At 68.6% G+C, this 15,586-nt stretch carries 14 protein-coding genes; 9 read left to right on the top strand and 5 right to left on the bottom strand.

Annotation, left to right across the window (positions count from 1 at the left end; translation table 11 throughout):
* Positions 1-105 precede the first annotated feature (105 nt).
* Positions 106-906 carry a glucose 1-dehydrogenase gene (locus tag ACFU5V_RS18050; RefSeq protein WP_378701005.1) on the bottom strand — a complete coding sequence of 267 codons (801 nt, stop codon included), beginning with the start codon at positions 904-906 and terminating at the stop codon, positions 106-108.
* Between the two features lie 133 nt (positions 907-1,039).
* Here ACFU5V_RS18050 and ACFU5V_RS18045 point away from each other — a divergent pair, with 133 nt between their 5' ends.
* The 9 genes from ACFU5V_RS18045 to ACFU5V_RS18005 all read left to right on the top strand — a co-directional run bounded on the left by ACFU5V_RS18045 (position 1,040) and on the right by ACFU5V_RS18005 (position 11,945).
* Positions 1,040-1,849 carry an enoyl-CoA hydratase/isomerase family protein gene (locus tag ACFU5V_RS18045; protein WP_378701003.1) on the top strand — a complete coding sequence of 270 codons (810 nt, stop codon included), beginning with the start codon at positions 1,040-1,042 and terminating at the stop codon, positions 1,847-1,849.
* 44 nt (positions 1,850-1,893) lie between these two features.
* Positions 1,894-2,931, top strand: coding sequence for an LLM class F420-dependent oxidoreductase (locus ACFU5V_RS18040; protein ID WP_378701001.1), 1,038 nt, complete (start codon positions 1,894-1,896; stop codon positions 2,929-2,931).
* Positions 2,928-4,415, top strand: a complete 1,488-nt coding sequence (locus ACFU5V_RS18035) for an acetyl-CoA acetyltransferase (RefSeq protein WP_378700999.1) — start codon at positions 2,928-2,930, stop codon at positions 4,413-4,415. Before ACFU5V_RS18040 ends, ACFU5V_RS18035 begins: the two co-directional genes overlap by 4 nt.
* An 86-nt stretch (positions 4,416-4,501) precedes the next feature.
* Positions 4,502-4,819 carry a hypothetical protein gene (locus ACFU5V_RS18030; RefSeq protein WP_378700997.1) on the top strand — a complete coding sequence of 106 codons (318 nt, stop codon included), beginning with the start codon at positions 4,502-4,504 and terminating at the stop codon, positions 4,817-4,819.
* Positions 4,816-5,247: a Zn-ribbon domain-containing OB-fold protein gene (locus ACFU5V_RS18025; RefSeq protein WP_378700995.1), complete on the top strand. Its 432-nt coding sequence runs from the start codon at positions 4,816-4,818 to the stop codon at positions 5,245-5,247. Before ACFU5V_RS18030 ends, ACFU5V_RS18025 begins: the two co-directional genes overlap by 4 nt.
* Positions 5,244-6,428: a transporter gene (locus tag ACFU5V_RS18020; protein ID WP_378700993.1), complete on the top strand. Its 1,185-nt coding sequence runs from the start codon at positions 5,244-5,246 to the stop codon at positions 6,426-6,428. Before ACFU5V_RS18025 ends, ACFU5V_RS18020 begins: the two co-directional genes overlap by 4 nt.
* A gap of 27 nt (positions 6,429-6,455) precedes the next feature.
* The gene (locus tag ACFU5V_RS18015; protein WP_378700991.1) at positions 6,456-7,907 is read left to right on the top strand and encodes an aldehyde dehydrogenase; all 1,452 of its coding nucleotides are present in this window, start codon (positions 6,456-6,458) and stop codon (positions 7,905-7,907) included.
* A gap of 49 nt (positions 7,908-7,956) precedes the next feature.
* Positions 7,957-10,380 (top strand): CaiB/BaiF CoA transferase family protein, encoded by a 2,424-nt coding sequence (locus tag ACFU5V_RS18010; RefSeq protein WP_378700989.1) that lies wholly within the window; start codon positions 7,957-7,959, stop codon positions 10,378-10,380.
* Positions 10,381-10,571: 191 nt separating this feature from the next.
* The gene (locus ACFU5V_RS18005; RefSeq protein WP_378438678.1) at positions 10,572-11,945 is read left to right on the top strand and encodes an MFS transporter; all 1,374 of its coding nucleotides are present in this window, start codon (positions 10,572-10,574) and stop codon (positions 11,943-11,945) included.
* Positions 11,946-11,958: 13 nt separating this feature from the next.
* On the opposite strand, the gene ACFU5V_RS18000 is transcribed toward ACFU5V_RS18005, so the two are convergent.
* From ACFU5V_RS18000 to ACFU5V_RS17985, 4 genes are all read right to left on the bottom strand, one after another.
* A complete protein-coding gene (locus tag ACFU5V_RS18000) occupies positions 11,959-12,522 on the bottom strand; it encodes a lipase family alpha/beta hydrolase (protein WP_378700986.1) in 564 nt (187 codons plus the stop codon).
* 1 nt (position 12,523) lies between these two features.
* A complete protein-coding gene (locus ACFU5V_RS17995) occupies positions 12,524-12,877 on the bottom strand; it encodes a hypothetical protein (protein ID WP_378700984.1) in 354 nt (117 codons plus the stop codon).
* Between the two features lie 149 nt (positions 12,878-13,026).
* Entirely contained in the window at positions 13,027-14,178 is a 1,152-nt protein-coding gene (locus tag ACFU5V_RS17990) for an acyl-CoA dehydrogenase family protein (protein WP_378700982.1), read from the bottom strand.
* A gap of 52 nt (positions 14,179-14,230) precedes the next feature.
* Positions 14,231-15,400 carry an aromatic ring-hydroxylating dioxygenase subunit alpha gene (locus tag ACFU5V_RS17985; RefSeq protein ID WP_172651453.1) on the bottom strand — a complete coding sequence of 390 codons (1,170 nt, stop codon included), beginning with the start codon at positions 15,398-15,400 and terminating at the stop codon, positions 14,231-14,233.
* Between the last annotated feature and the right edge of the window lie 186 nt (positions 15,401-15,586).

Genomic DNA, 15,586 nt, shown 5'->3' with positions numbered 1-15,586 from the left:
TGTGGGGGGGGGGGGGTCTTTTTTAGTGGTTGTTTTGCTGCTTTTTTTTTTGTTTTTGGTGGGTGTGGAGGGCTTAGAGCCCTCTCTCCCCTCCGCACGGGTGCGTCAGCGCCTGTAGGTGGCGGGCCACGCCTTCCCGAGGGTCAGGCCCCCGTCGACGACGAGGTTCTGCCCGGTCACGAACGTTGCGTCGTCGGAGACCAGATAGGCGATGGCGCCGGCGATGTCGTGGCCCTCGCCGGCGCGGGGGATCGGCTGGAATGTCGCCAGACCCTGCCGCACGCTGTCGACGCTGGCGTCCAGCGCGTCTCCGTCCAGGCCGGCGCCGTGACCGACGATGCGGGTGGCGACGCCGCCGGGCGTGACCGCGTTGACCCGGACGTGGAATTCCGCGAGTTCGCGTGCGGCGCTGCGGGTCATCTGCAGCACGGCGGCCTTCGCGGCGCCGTACGGGTGCGGGCCGAAGCCGGTGCGCACGCCCGCCACGGACGACACGTTGACCACGGTGCCGAACCCCTGCCCGCGCATCACCCGGGCGGCGTGTTTGGTGCCGAGGAAGGCGCTGCGCGCCAGGACGGCGAACGAGGAGTCCCACTCGTCGACGGTCGTGTCGGCGACGTACGTCCAGGACCCGACCCGGCCGGCGTTGTTGACCATCGCGTCGAGGCGTCCGAAGCGCTCGGTCGCGGCGCGGACCGCGGCCGCGACGTCCTCCTCGCGGGTGACGTCGGTGTGCAGGTAGACACCGTGCTCGCCGAGGGCGGCCGCGACCGCCTCGCCGCGTTCGTCGTCGATGTCCGTGACCACCACCCGCGCACCCCGCTCCGCGAGAAGTGCGCAGGTCGCCGCCCCGATCCCGCTCGCGCCGCCGGTCACCACCGCGACCTTGCCGTGCAGTTCCGCCATTGTGTTCTGTCCTTTCGCGCCATCCGTCCGAACTGTGGATCTTGAGGTATTAACCTAAAGGTATTAGCTTGATATGTCGACGGTACCGACACGAAGCGGAGGCCGTCGGAACCACACGAGGGGAAGGCCCCGAATGTCCGAACTGATACTGACCGAGCAGCCGCGGCCGGGCGTTCTGCTGATCCGCCTGAACCGCCCGGACGCCCTGAATGCGATGAACGCCCCGCTCGTCGAGGCGCTGCACGCGGTGCTCGCCGACGTCCGCCACGACTCCGAGATCCGCGCGATCGTGCTGACCGGGAACGGGCGGGCGTTCTGCGCCGGAATCGACCTGCGCGGCTACGGCACCCCACCGGGCGCGACCGGCGGCGAGGGCCGGGCGCAGGCGGGCATGCGTGTTCAGCAGCACATCGCCTCGCTCGTCGAGGCGTTCCGCGGTGCCAGGCCGCCGGTGGTCGCCGCGATCAACGGCGCCGCCGCGGGAGGTGGGATGGCATTGGCACTGATGGCCGACGTCCGGATCATGTCCGATACCGCGGCGCTGCATGCGTCGTTCATAAACCGCGGGCAGTCCAGCTGCGACATCGGCGTCAGCTGGTTGCTGCCCCGGATGATCGGATTCTCCAGGGCGGCGGAAATTCTCCTCACCGGTCGCCCCGTCGACGCCGCCGAGTGCGAGCGCGTCGGCATCGTCTCGTCCGTCGAACCGGCGGAGCGGCTGCTCGATTCGGCGCTGGACACCGCTGAGAACATCGCGCGCAACAGCCCGTTCGGCGTGTGGATGACCAAGGAGGTGATGTGGTCCAACCTCGAGGTTTCGAGCCTGCGCGCCGCGATCGACTTGGAGAACCGGACCCAGATCCTCGCCGCCATGACCAAGGACCACCGCGAAGCCGTGTACTCGTTTCTCGAGAAGCGCCCGCCGGTCTATCAGAACCACTAAAGGACGACAACTGTGACGAGTCGAGACGAGGACGGGGGTCGACGGTGAAGGTCGGTATCGCCGCGGGATATTGGGGCTCCGGGCCGCCGCGCAACGTCGACCGGATGCTCGCCGAAGCCGAAGCGCTCGGCGTGGACAGCTTCTGGACGGCGGAGACCTACGGATCGGACGCGCTGACCCCCCTCGCCTGGTGGGGATCGCGCACGTCCACGATCAAACTGGGAACCGCGGTCTGCCAGATGTCGGCCCGGACGCCGACGGCCCTGGCGATGGCGGCGCAGACGGTCGACCACCTCAGTGGGGGCCGGGTGATCGTCGGCATCGGCGCGTCGGGACCGCAGGTGGTCGAGGGCTGGTACGGGCAACCGTATCCCCGGCCGCTCGAGCGGACCCGCGAGTACGTCGAGATCATGCGTGCGGTGTGGGCCCGGGAGAAGCCGGTGACCTACGAAGGCAGGCACTATCAGCTACCGCTGGACGGTGGCAGTGGTCTCGGAAAGCCGTTGAAGTCGATCGTTCACCCACTGCGCGAGGACATTCCGGTCTATCTCGGGGCGGAGGGTCCGAAGAATGTCGCGCTCGCCGCGGAGATCGCGGACGGCTGGACCCCGCTGTGGTTCTCGCCCAAGAGCGACGAGTTCTACCGCGCCGCGCTGGCCGAGGGGTTCGGCCGGGACGGGGCCCGCCGGTCGCCGTCGGATTTCGAGATCGCCAACGTGTGCTGGCTGGTCGAAAACGACGATGTGGAAAAGGCGGCGGCCAAGATCAAACCCGTCGTCGCGTTGTACGCCGGTGGCATGGGCGCGAAGGGCGCCAATTTCCACAACGACGTCTTCACCCGCATGGGCTGGGCCGACGCCTGCGCCGAGATCCAGGAGCTGTACCTGCGTGGGCGGGCCGATCTCGCCGCGCAGGCCGTTCCGACGGAGATGGTCGAGGACGTCGCGCTGATCGGGCCTGCCGACAAGATCTGTGAGGACATCGTGAACCGCTGGAAACCCACCTGCCTGACGACCCTGATCCTCGGCGGCTGGCCGAGGCCGGAGAACCGGGAACGCATCCTCGAGGCGGTGATGTCGTGACACTCGATCCGCGCACCCCGATCCTCGTCGGCGGCGGACAGGTCAACGAGCGGACCGGGGGAGTGGAACCCGTCGATCTGATCGTCGCAGCGGCCCGCGCCGCCGCGTCCGAGGCGGGATCGTCGCGTCTGCTCGAACTCGTCGACTCGGTCCGGCTGATCGGGATGCTGTCGTGGCGGTACCGCGACCCCGGGGCGCTGGTCGGCGAACGCATCGGCGCCGCCGTCCGGCACACCGGGTACACCGGCAGCGGGGGCAGCGGCCCGCAGGTCCTCGTCAACCAGGCGGCCGAGGACATCGCGGCGGGCCGGGCCGACGTGGTCCTGGTGGGCGGTGCCGAGTCCTGGCGGACCCGGATGAAGTTGCGGTCTCAGGGTGTTCGCCCGGAGTGGACCGTGCAGGACGACTCGGTTCCATCCGCGGAGGTCCTCGTCCCCGAGGTGCCGATGGTCTTCGACGGTCAGTCCAGGATCGGGCTCGACCGGCCCGCGTACGTGTACCCCCTGTTCGAGCAGGCGCTGCGGATCTCGTCGGGCCGGTCGGAGGACGAGCACCGTGCCGCGATCGGCGCACTCTGGTCGGGATTCAGCAAGGTGGCGGCGACGAACCCGCACGCGTGGACCGGCCGTGAGTACACGGCCGACGAGATCGTCACGCCGTCCGAGGACAATCGGTGGATCAGCCGGCCGTACACCAAGCTGATGAACTCGAACAACATGGTGGAGCAGGGCGCGGCGCTGCTCCTCTGCTCCGTCGGCGTCGCCACCCGCCTCGGGATTCCCCGCGACAACTGGGTCTTTCCGCATGCAGGCACCGAGGCGCACGACACGTACGACGTCGCCGAACGGGAAGCGCTCGACCGGTCACCCGCCATCCGGCTGGCGGGGGCGCGCGCCCTGGAACTGTCGGGAATCGGGCGGGACGACCTGGCGCACGTGGACGTGTATTCGTGCTTCCCGTCGGCCGTCCAGGTCGCCGCGGCCGAGTTGGGGCTGCCCGTCGACGATCCCGGTCGACCGCTGACGCTCACCGGCGGCCTCACGTTCGCGGGCGGTCCGTGGAACAACTACAGCACCCACGCGATCGCCACCCTGGCGACCCGGCTGCGCGAGGCGCCGGGAACGTACGGACTGATCACGGCGAACGGCGGTTACCTCACCAAGCACGCGTTCGGCGTCTACCGGACGGAGCCGCCGCGCAGCGGTTTCCGGCGCCAGGACGTTCAGGCCGACGTCGACGCGCTGCCGACCACGACGGCGCTCACCAGCTATGAGGGGTCCGGCTCGATCGAGTCCTGGACGGTGGTGCACGGTCGCGACGGCGCCCCGGAGCGCGGCTTCGTGGCGGTGCGGACCGGCACCGGCGAACGCACGCTGGCCACCACGACGGAAACAGGCGCGCTGACCCGTCTGGTCGGCGTCGACGTCGCGCGGGACACAGCGGTCGTCGCCGCCGACGGCACGTTCCGGTTCGCGGACGATTGACTCCGGTTTACCTAACGACATAAGGTATAGGAATCGAGGGCATCCGCCGTGAGGCGTGAGGTTCTCATGGAGAAAAGGAGTTTCGAATGTCTGTCGAAGACTTCCGCGAACTGTACGAGCGGCACGTCGGATACGTGGTGTCCGGAGACATGAAGTCCGCACTCGCCGACATGGTTCAGGAGAACCTGCCCGCCGTGTTCGACGGTGTCACCGTTCCCCGCGGCGACGTCGACGGGTTCGAGATCAAGGACGTCCGGGCCGACGGCGACCGCCGCATCGGCGAGACGGTGTACACGACCCCGGGCGGCACGATCGGCCTGCGGTCGATCTGGGAGCGTCACGAAGGCCGCTGGCTGGCCGCGGCGCTCGAGAACTTCCCCGCCGAAGGAGGGCGTCCGGCATGACGGGAGAACCGTGGGGACCGTCCGCCGACGGCCTCGACCAACCGTACTGGGACGGACTCACCCGAGGTGAGCTGCGACTCCAGCGTTGCGGCAACTGCAAGACCTGGATCTGGGGACCGCAATGGGTCTGCGGATCCTGCCACACCCTCGACCCGAACTGGGAATCCGTGACGCCCACCGGGACTGTGTACAGCTGGTCGCGGAGCTGGTACCCGTTCATCACCGAACTGGCCGACCGCGTCCCGTACGTGACGATCCTGGTGGAACTTCCCGAGGCCGGGCACCGCCGGGTACTCGGAATCCTGACCGGCGACGACACCGATGCCATCCGCATCGGCGACCCGGTCGTCGGGCACATCGAGCACGACGAAGGCGCGACCTGGCCGCTGCTGCGCTGGCGTCGATCCACCGAAGGAGCGCAGGCATGAGTGCACTCACCATGCGCGGGGCGGCCGCCGTCGTCGGCGTGTCCGAACTGCATTACCGCCGCGGCGAGGCCCCGGCGGGTGAACTGAGGATGACGCTCGAGGCGATCCTCGCGGCATGCTCGGACGCCGGCATCTCGCCGCGCGAACTCGACGGATTCGTGTCGTATGCGGGCGGCGGGCACGACGGTGCGGTCATCGGCGGCGCACTGGGCGTCGACGACGTCCGATGGTCGAACATGATGTGGGGCGGCGGCGGCGGGACGGTCGCGGCCGCGATCAACAATGCCGCCGTCGCGATCGCTGCCGGGCAGGCCGAGTGCGTCGTCGTCTGCCGCTCGATGGCACAGGCGGATACCGGTCGCCTCGGCTACGCGAAGTACCACTACGGCCCGCACTTCCTCGCGCACGGCGTCGGATCGCCCGCCCAGGTGTGCGCGCTGCGGACACAGCGACTGCTCGAGCACGACGGGGTGCCGCGCGAAACGATGCGTGCACTGGTGCTCGCCGCGTACCGGCACGCCCAGAACAATCCGACCGCGCAGGGCTACGGCAAGCCGCTCGACGAGGCGACGTACGAGTCGTCCCGCCTGATCACCGAACCGTTCCACCTGTACGACTGCTCGCGGGAGAGCGACGGCGCCGTCGCACTGGTGCTGGTCTCCGCCGACCGCGCGAAGTCGCTGCGACCCGATCCCGCGTACGTTCTCGCGGGCGCGCAGGGCGCACCGGGCGGCTACTCCTCGATCATCGACAACGACGACCAGTACGCCACAGCGGGTTTCGCGGGCGCCGCCGGACGGCCCGGGGTCGCGGACCGACTCTGGGCCGCAGCAGGTCTGGGCCCCGACGACGTGGACGTCGTCCAGGTGTACGAGAACTTCAGCGGGCCCGCCGTCGCCGCGCTCATCGACCACGGCCTGGCGCCGTCCGGCCCCGCCGCAGGCGAGGTCCTCACCGTCGACAACCTCACCGCGGGCGTGGGCAAGCTCCCCGTGAACACGAGTGGCGGCAACATCGCCGACTCGTTCGTCAACGGAATGGGCCTGGCGGTCGAGGCCGTGCGGCAGATCCGCGGCACGTCGACCAATCCCGTGGCGCACGCCAAGACGTCGCTGTTCATCGGCGGCCCGATGGCACCGCTCGTCAGTTCGACGCTCTTCGCCCACGAAGACGTGCTGTAGCACCCCGACTCTGTGAGAAGGATCGACATGGACAACATGACCGTGGACCGCGACGCCCTGTTCATCGGTGGCCGGTGGGTCGCCCCGCAGGAGGGTGCCGCGGCCGACGTCGTCGAGGCTGCCACGGAGAAGGTGCTCGGGCGTTCGGCTCTCGCTTCGGCCGCCGACATCGACGCCGCCGTCTCCGCCGCACGCGACGCACTCCGCGGACCGTGGGGGCAGCTCGACAACCGCGCTCGGGCAGACCTTCTCGACGCGTTCGCGTCCGCGCTGAAGAAGCGTGGTCGCGACACCGCGACGTTGGTGAGCCGCGAGAACGGGATGCCGATCTCACTCTCCGCCGGGGTCAACGGTTTCGGGCCCGCCGCCATGATCCGCTACTACGCCGCGCTCGTCCGCGACGCGGCGTCCGAGGACGTCCGTCCCAGCGCGTTCGGCGGCCGCACGGTGGTCCGGCGGGAGCCGGTGGGCGTCGTCGCCGCGATCACCCCGTGGAACTACCCGCAGCCGCTCGCCGCGATGAAGATCGCGCCCGCGCTCGCGGCCGGCTGCACCGTGATTCTGAAGGCCGCCCCCGAAACCGCGCTCGACGCGTTCGCGTTCGCGGATGCCGCCGAGGAGGCCGGTCTGCCTCGCGGCGTCCTGAACATCGTGCCCGCGGGCCGCGAGGCGAGCGCCTACCTGGTGCAGCACCCGGGGGTCGACAAGGTCGCGTTCACCGGTTCGACGGCGGCGGGACGAGCGATCGGGGAGGTGTGTGGCAGGCTGCTGCGCCCCGTCACGCTCGAACTCGGCGGCAAATCGGCTGCAATCGTGGCAGCCGACGCCGACCTGTCCGTGTTCGCCGCGAACCTCGCGGAGGTGTCGCTGGTGAACAACGGCCAGACGTGCCATGCGAGTACCCGGATCCTCGCCCCCCGTGCCCGGTACGAGGAGGTCGTCGAGGCGGTCACCGAGACGGTCCGGGGTCTCGTCGTCGGGGATCCCCTCGACAAGGCCACCGCGATCGGGCCGTTGGTCAGCGCCGCCCAGCGCGAGCGCGTGCTCGGCTACATCGAGGACGGGCGCAGCGCGGGCTACCGCACGACGACCGGCGGGGGCGTACCGGATTCGCAGCCGCTCGGCTGGTTCGTCGAGCCGACGGTGTTCGTGGACGTGGACAACTCCGCCCGCATCGCCCAGGAGGAGATCTTCGGGCCCGTTCTGACGATCACCCCCTACACGGACGAGGACGAGGCCGTGGCGATCGCCAACGACTCCGAATACGGTCTGGGCGGCACGGTCTGGACCTCCGACGAGGAGCACGGCCTCGCCCTGGCCTCCCGGATCCACAGCGGGACCGTCGGTGTCAACCATTACGCCCTCGACCTCGACGCGCCGTTCGGCGGCGTCAAGTCGTCCGGCCTCGGACGTGAACTCGGTCCGGAAGGCCTGAACCCGTATTTCGCGACGAAGTCCGTGTACTTCGGAACACGCTGACTCGAAACGCTTTTCATTCACCATCAGATCTGATCGAACGGAGCAGGCGATGACGCTACCGCTGACCGGTGTCCGTGTACTGGACCTCACCGACGGCCTCGGTGAGTCGTGTGGCCGGTACCTCGCCGACCTCGGCGCGCAGGTGACGAAGGTGGAAGGCCCGGGGGGCGCGCGTTCACGCCGCGCCGAGCCCGTGGTGGACGGGGTCAGCATCCCGTTCGCGCTGCGCAACGCGAACAAGCGGGGGATCGTCGTGGACCTCGACGACCCCGCGGGCCGCGATCGGCTGCGGGAACTCGCCGCGGAATCCGACATCCTGATCGAATCGCACGCGCCGGGCGCGTTGAGCGAGCGGGGAGTGGGCGCAGCCGAACTCTCCGCTCTCGCACCGTCACTGGTGTGCGTGTCGGTCACACCCTTCGGTCAGACCGGACCCTACCGGGACTGGGCGGCCACGGAACAGGTGCTGTACGCACTGAGCGGTGTGCTGTCCCGCTCCGGTGCTCCCGGAGCCGAACCCCTCCTTCCTCCCGCCGGCCTGGTGGAGGAGACCGTGGGGATGCACGCCGCCTGGTCGGCGCTGCTCGCCTACTACGACCGGATCCGCACCGGCCGCGGGCAGGTCGTGGATCTGTCCGCGTTCGAGGCGCTCGTGCACGGCTTCGATCCCGGATTCGGGACGCAGGGTTCCGCGGCCGCGGGGCGTTCCGACGACTTCCCCCGGAACCGGCCGGACGCGTCGAACTTCTACCCGGTGTTCCCCTGCGCCGACGGCTACGTGCGGATCTGCCTGCTGGCCAAGCGGCAGTGGCGGGGAATGTTCGCATGGCTCGGCGAGCCGGAGGAATTCGCCGACCCGAAGTACGACACGATCCCGGCCCGATTCGCCGCCGCCGACACCCTGCACCCCCTCATCGAGGCGCTGTTCGCGACCCGCACCCGCGACCAACTCGTCGCCGAGGGTGCGGCCAGGGGAGTGCCGGTCGGCGGTGTCCTCTCGCTCGGGGAAGTACTGACCACCGAGCACTTCGACGTGGCCGGTGCCCTCGCGGACATGGAGATCGCCGCCGGGGTGCACGCCCGGGTTCCGACGGGATACGTGTCGATCGACGGCGCCCGCGTCGGAATCAGGACCCCGGCGCCCGAGGTCGGGGAGCACGACGCCCAGCCCCGGGCGACGCGGGAGGCACCGGCGGGCGAGGCGTCCGGGACGCGGCAACGGGGCACCCGCCCACTGGACGGCCTCCGCGTTCTCGACCTGGGCGTGATCGTCTTCGGCGCCGAACTCAGCCGCCAGTTCGCCGACTACGGCGCCGATGTCATCAAGGTCGAGAATGCCAAGTTCCCCGACGGTCTCCGGCAGTCGAAGCGGGGTGCGGCGCTGGCCGCGTCCGTCGCCTGGGGGCACCGCAACAAGCGCAGCCTCGGTCTGGACCTGCGCAGCGCGGAGGGCGGGAAGTTGTTCCGCCGCCTCGTCGCCGAGGCCGACGTGGTCCTGGCCAATTTCAAGCCCGGAACACTCGCGTCGATGGGCCTGTCGTACGACGAACTCGCCGCACTCAACCCCCGCGTCATCGTGTCCGAGAGCAGCGCGTTCGGCAGTACCGGGCCGTGGAACAACCGACTCGGATACGGCCCGCTGGTGCGTGCCGCGTGCGGTGTGTCCGCCCTGTGGCGGTACCCCGGGAACGAGGATCTGCTCTGTGACGGCTCGACCGTCTATCCCGATCACATCGCCGCCCACGTCACGGCGATCGCGGTGCTCGCCGCCCTGATCCAGCGGACCCGCACGGGTAGGGGCGCAGCGCTCGAGGTGGCGCAGGCGGACACCGCGCTCGTCCAACTCGGTGCTCAACTCGTCACCGAATCGCTCCGACCGGGCACCGTCTCCGCGCCCGGCAACGCGGACCCGTTCGCCGCGCCGGCCGGGGTGTTTGCCTGTGCGGGTGACGACGAATGGTGCGTCGTGTCGGTCAGGGACGACGACGACTGGGTGCGACTGTGCGCCGCGATCGGCACGCCCGAACTGGCGGACGTTCCAGCGTTCCGCACCCGGGCCGAGCGGATCCGCAACCGCGTGGACGTCGACGCCGTGCTGGGTGAGTGGCTGCAGACGCGTTCTCCCGCAGCGGCGGTCGCGCAGTTGCAGGCGGCGGGAGTGCCCGCCGGGATGATGCTGCGCCTTCCCGAACTGCTCACCGATCCACACCTGGCGGCCCGCGACGCCTACACGGTCACCCATCACGCGTTGCTCCCGAAGGCGTTGCCCACGGCAGCCCGCATCGCCCGCTTCTCGGCCATTTCCGATCCGCCGCTGCGCCAGGCCCCGCTCGCCGGGCAGCACACCCGCGAGATCTGCGAGGAGCTGCTGGGCATGACGTCCACCGAGGTGGATCGCCTCGTGGACGAGGGAATCCTGCAACCGCCCGTCACGGATCCCCCGCTCGGGGTGGCCGCCTCCGCCGCGCGGTGACACGCGAGTGGATTCGACAGCGACCCGGGTTACCCTGGGCCGCTGTCGAATCACGCCCATGTCACCGGTGTTCCGGTGAGGCCGAAAGACCCGAAGGTACAACGTAGACAAAACTAATGGCCGTTGGTTAACGTGGCATCCGTCACAATCATTCTCGAACTATTCGAGACCGCACGACACGGAGTGTGTGCATGACGACCAACCCATCAACCGCCGCAGGCGGCGCCACGACGGTCTCCGAGTCCGGGTCCGCCGGCGACTCGAAGCGAGCCAGCCGAGCCGCCTTCGTCGGAACTCTGCTCGAATACTACGATTTCAGCCTCTACGCCTCCGCCGCGTCGGTGGTGTTCGGGAGCGTCTTCTTCTCCGGTGCGAGTCCCTTCCTGGCCACGCTGCAAGCGGTCGGGACGTTCGCGGTCGGCTTCCTCGTCCGGCCGATCGGCGGCGTCGTCCTCGGCAGCCTCGGCGACCGGATCGGACGGAAGAAGATCCTCGTCTTCACCCTCGTGATGATGGGGGCCGCGACGATGCTCGTGGGCCTGCTGCCCGGCTACGAGCAGATCGGCTGGCTGGCCCCGGCCCTCCTCGTCCTCCTCCGGATCCTCCAGGGCATCGGCGCCAGCGCCGAATACGGTGGCGCCACCCTGGTCGCGGTGGAGTTCGCGCCGCAACGCCGAAAGGGACTTCTCGGATCCCTGCCCGGGGCGGGGGCGTCCATCGGCGGCGTTCTCGGCACCAGCGCCCTGCTGATCGTCTCGGCCGCGCTCCCCGAGGAAGCATTCATGTCCTGGGGATGGCGCCTGCCGTTCCTGCTCAGCGGACTGATTCTGCTGTACGGCCTGTCGCTGCGCGCCCGGCTGCCGGAGACCCCGGCGTTCCGCCACATCGAGGAGACGGACGGCAAGACCACCTCGCCCGTGCTCGACGTCATCCGCAGCCAGCCCCGCGCCATCCTGTCCGTACTCGTGATGGTGTTCGGGCAGGCCGGGCTGGGGTACTTCTACCTCGTCTTCATGCTGACGTTCGGCCGCAACCAACTGGGCATGGGGCAGACCGACATCCTGATCGGCCTGGTGCTCGCGCAATTGAGTTGTGCGGCATTCATTCCCCTGTTCGGGATGCTGTCCGACCGGGTGGGCCGGCGACCGGTCATCATCTCCGGATTCGTGTTCTCCGCGCTGCTCGCCTTCCCGGCATTCTGGCTCGTCGGGCACGGCGGCGGTACCGCCGCGTTCTGGTTGGTCCTGGTGCTGGGGAACGGGGTCGGCGTCGCTGCGATCTTCGGGCCGATGGGGGCGTATGTCACCGAACTCTTCGAGACCCGGCACGCCTTCAGCGGTCTCGGGTTGGGCCGTGAACTCGGGAACGCCCTCGGCGCCGCGCTCGTGCCGGTCCTCGCCGTGCAACTTGCGTTCAACGACGGCGGCAGCACCGCAGCACTGAGCATCCTGCTGGTGGCGATCTCGGTGGCAGGCGTCGCCGCCGCATGGGTCTCGGTGTCGCGCACAACGCGCGCGCGGGACGGTGCGGAGCGGGCCGCGTCGTCGTCCGAGGTCGCGGTCTAACGCAGGTCGTGGTTCAGGGCAAAGGCGCCACGGGATGGCAGGCGGGGGCAACGGCCGTCTCCGGGTCGAGAAGGTTGCGCACGATCCGGAGCGTGATGTCGTCGTAGACCATCGTTCCGTGATTGGTCAGATTCTCGGGGCAGAAGTCCTGAACCACGACGTTGGACACGTTCGGCCCGGGCGGCAGTTGCGACTCGCTCAGTTGCACGACGAGGTCGTGCCGCGAACTGACGGTCGCATACTCGACTCCCGGGCGGGTCATGCCGCCCTCGCCGGTCTCCGTGACGAACGCGGAACCCGCCGTCCCGTCGTCGACCGCCGGAATCACTTTCCCGACCGCATCTTTCGCCTGCGAATGCGCGGCGAGAAAATGCAGGATTCCGTAGGCGCTGATGCCGTTGGTGGCGGGAGCGACCCCGATCATCGTGCCGACCTTCGACTCTCCACCGAGGTGGTTGATGAAGTAGAGGGGGACGAGTCCGCCCTGGGAGTGCCCGACGAGGTCGACCCGGTCGGCGCCGGTGGCGGCGAGGACGGTCTCGACGAACTCGCCGACCTGCCGGGCGGACACGCGCATGTCACCGGTCTGATGGAACGGGCCGGTGTCCGGGCCCCCCGTAGTCGAGGCCAAAGACGCAGTAGCCGTCGGCCTTCAGCTGGGGTGAGTACATCGCCCAGTTGGCGTAGCTGTTCTCGAACGTTCCGTTGACGAGGACGACGGGCCGCGGATGAGCGGCGTCCGGCCGGCACGAGAAATCGTTCATGCCCTGCGGAATCGCATCGGGGTGCTCGATGGAATAGGCCCACGCGGCAGGCCACCCCGTTTGCGGGGGCCCGACGGGAGCGTTGTCCGGGGCGGCGTCTGCCACCGCGGGAGTGCCCAGGACTGCCAGGGCTCCGAGAACTGCCGCCGTGCGTGCGCGTGCACCCATCGCGTCCGACTCCTTTACCGCCGAGCGACCGTTTTAACTAACTAGTGTAGTTTCCTCCCGGGTGTGCACGGGTGTGCACGGGTGGGAACGGCATGAAAGAAGGGGTGCGGCGAATACTTCTTCGCCGCACCCCTTCCTGCCGGAATCGTTCAGGCCTTCATCAGGTCTCGATGGATGATTTCCTTCATGATCTCGTTGGTGCCGCCGTAGATCCGCTGGATCCGCGCATCGATGTACGCCTTGGCGACGGGATACTCCATCATGTAGCCGTAGCCACCGTGGAACTGCACCCCGGCATCGATGACGCGGCCCTGCAGTTCCGTGGCCCAGAGCTTCGCCTTCGCCGCATCCACGGCGGTGAGGGTGCCCGCATTGTGCTCGCGCACGCACCGGTCGATGTACGCGCGGGACACCTCGACGGCGGTCTGCAGTTCGGCGAGGGTGAACCCGAGGCCCTGAAATTCCCCGACCCGCTTGCCGAAGGCCGTCCGCTCCTTGACGTAGTCGAGAGTCCAGCCGAGGACCGCCTCGGCGGACACCTGCGCGGCGATCCCGATGCCGAGTCGTTCGAGGGGGAGGCTCTGCATCAGATACGCGAACCCCGAACCGATCTCACCGAGCAAATTCTCCTTGGGGACGCGGACGTCCTCGAAGAACAACTCCGCGGTGTCCTGGGCGTGCAGACCGAGCTTATCCAGTTTGCGGCCCCGGGCGAATCCCGGCGTCCCGTCCTCGACGACGAAGAGGCTGAAGCCGCGGGAGCCGGCGGAAGGATCGGTCTTCGCGAACACGATCACCAGGTCGGCGAGGATTCCGCTGGTGATGAACGTCTTGGACCCGTTGATCACCCAGCTGTCGCCGTCGAGAACCGCCGTGGTCTGGATGGCGCGCAGGTCGCTGCCCGCGGCAGGCTCGCTCATCGCGATCGCGCCGATGGTCTCGCCGGTGACGAATCCGGGCAGCCAGCGCCGACGCTGCTCGCCGTCGGCGTGGCGGAGCAGGTAGTTCAGGACGATGTCGTCGTTCGTGGAGAATCCGGACTGCAGCGCCGACGCGCCGACCCGGGCGATCTCCTGCTGGATCACGAAGCGGAAGCGGTAGTCCAGTTCGCCGGGCCCGCCGTACTCCTCGGGGACGGGCAGTCCGAGCAGGCCCTGGCGACCGGCTGCCAGCCAGGTCTCGCGATCGATCAGGCGATCCGCATCCCATTTCTCGAGTTGGGGCACCACGTGCTTGTCGACGAATCCCCGCACGGATTCGCGGAACAACTCGTGGTCCCGGTCGAACAGATCGCTCTGCATGTCTTCCTCCTGATGCGGGACGCCCGGTGGGCGCCCCGCACGTCATGTGTTGTCAGTTCGTTGCCAGTAGTTTCTGCGTCTCACGCCGGAACACCTGGTTGGCGACCTCGTTCTGGCCCAGCACCATTCGGCCGGCGTTGGCGCTGGTCATGCCGTGCTGGGAGTCCCGCAGGAGCGGGAAGTCCTCGGCGTGGAGAACCGCGAGGAGAATCTCCCAGTTCTTGTTCCACAGGCGAGTCCACTTCTCCTCGGTCATCTCGGTGTCCGCCACCGGCGGCACGATCAAGCGCATCTCCATGCGGCAGCGCTGCGGATCGGTGGGGTGGGGCCGGAAGGTGAGGAGCTGGAAGTGATCCGGCTGCCGCAGCAGGGTGCTGTTGGGAAGCAGGAAATGGGTTTCCGTGATGTCCTTGGCGAGGCTCCGGTCGCCGGGGTCCTCCTCGATCCACCGATCGATCGACTTGCGCGGGGCGATGAAGCGGCAGTGCCTGCCGAAGTCCTCGAATGCCATCACGTTGGTGTGAATGTGCTTGGCTGCGGTATTCGGATGCGCGTACTGGATGTGATACCCGTCGAGGAAGGCGTCCTGCATGATCTTCCAGTTGACCGGTTCGTCGAATCCCTCGGACTGCACGGCGATCTTGGAATCGAGGCCGTACCCGGAGAGGATCGTGTCCATCTCTTCGCCGAGCCAGCCCGCCACGTCGATCTCGGCGTTCGCATCGTCCACGACCCAGATGAAGCCGTGACGCTCCTCGGTCGGCAGCTCGACGAGGCCCATGTTCGCGGTGTCGGTCTCGCCGAACGTGTTGTCGCGGGTAATCGTCCGGAGACTGCCGTCCGTGTCGTACGACCACCGGTGGTACGGGCAGGAGAAGAGTCGGCAGCGGCCCTTCTCCTCCTTCTCGAGGAGGGCGCCACGGTGCCGGCAGAGGTTGACGAACGTCTTGACGCCGCCGTCGCGCTGCCGGACCACGATGATGTTGTTCCGCGGCATCTGCAGGGTGAAGAAGTCGCCGGCGCGGGGGATCTCGGAGCCGTGAGCGACGATCGAGGGGACACGTCCGAAGATGAGGTCACGTTCCCGCTTGGCCACGGCCGGATCGGTGAATTCCTCCGGCTGGAACCAGGTGATGTGGTCGAATTCGTCCGTCGTGTCGTTGCGCAGGTGATCCAGGGCGCGGCGAATGCGTTCCTCGCGGGGTGCTCCGACCTCGGTCATTGCGTTTCCTCCAGTGTCGTGCGGAGTCGATGGGCCCGGCATTGTCGCCGCTACCCGTCACCGGCTCCGAATGCGGTGTGGATCGACCCATTAAATCTAACTCACATAGATTTATGTGTAAACCCTCGCAGGTCCGGCCGTTGCGGGTGTTATCAATGAGCATTAGGTTTAGGTGACGCTGTCCGA

Origin of the sequence: Rhodococcus sp. NPDC057529 (assembly GCF_042802055.1) — a bacterium.
Lineage (GTDB): Bacteria > Actinomycetota > Actinomycetes > Mycobacteriales > Mycobacteriaceae > Rhodococcus_F.
The sequence above is the reverse complement of the archived record's forward strand: the minus strand, read 5'-3'. Positions and strand labels throughout refer to the sequence as shown.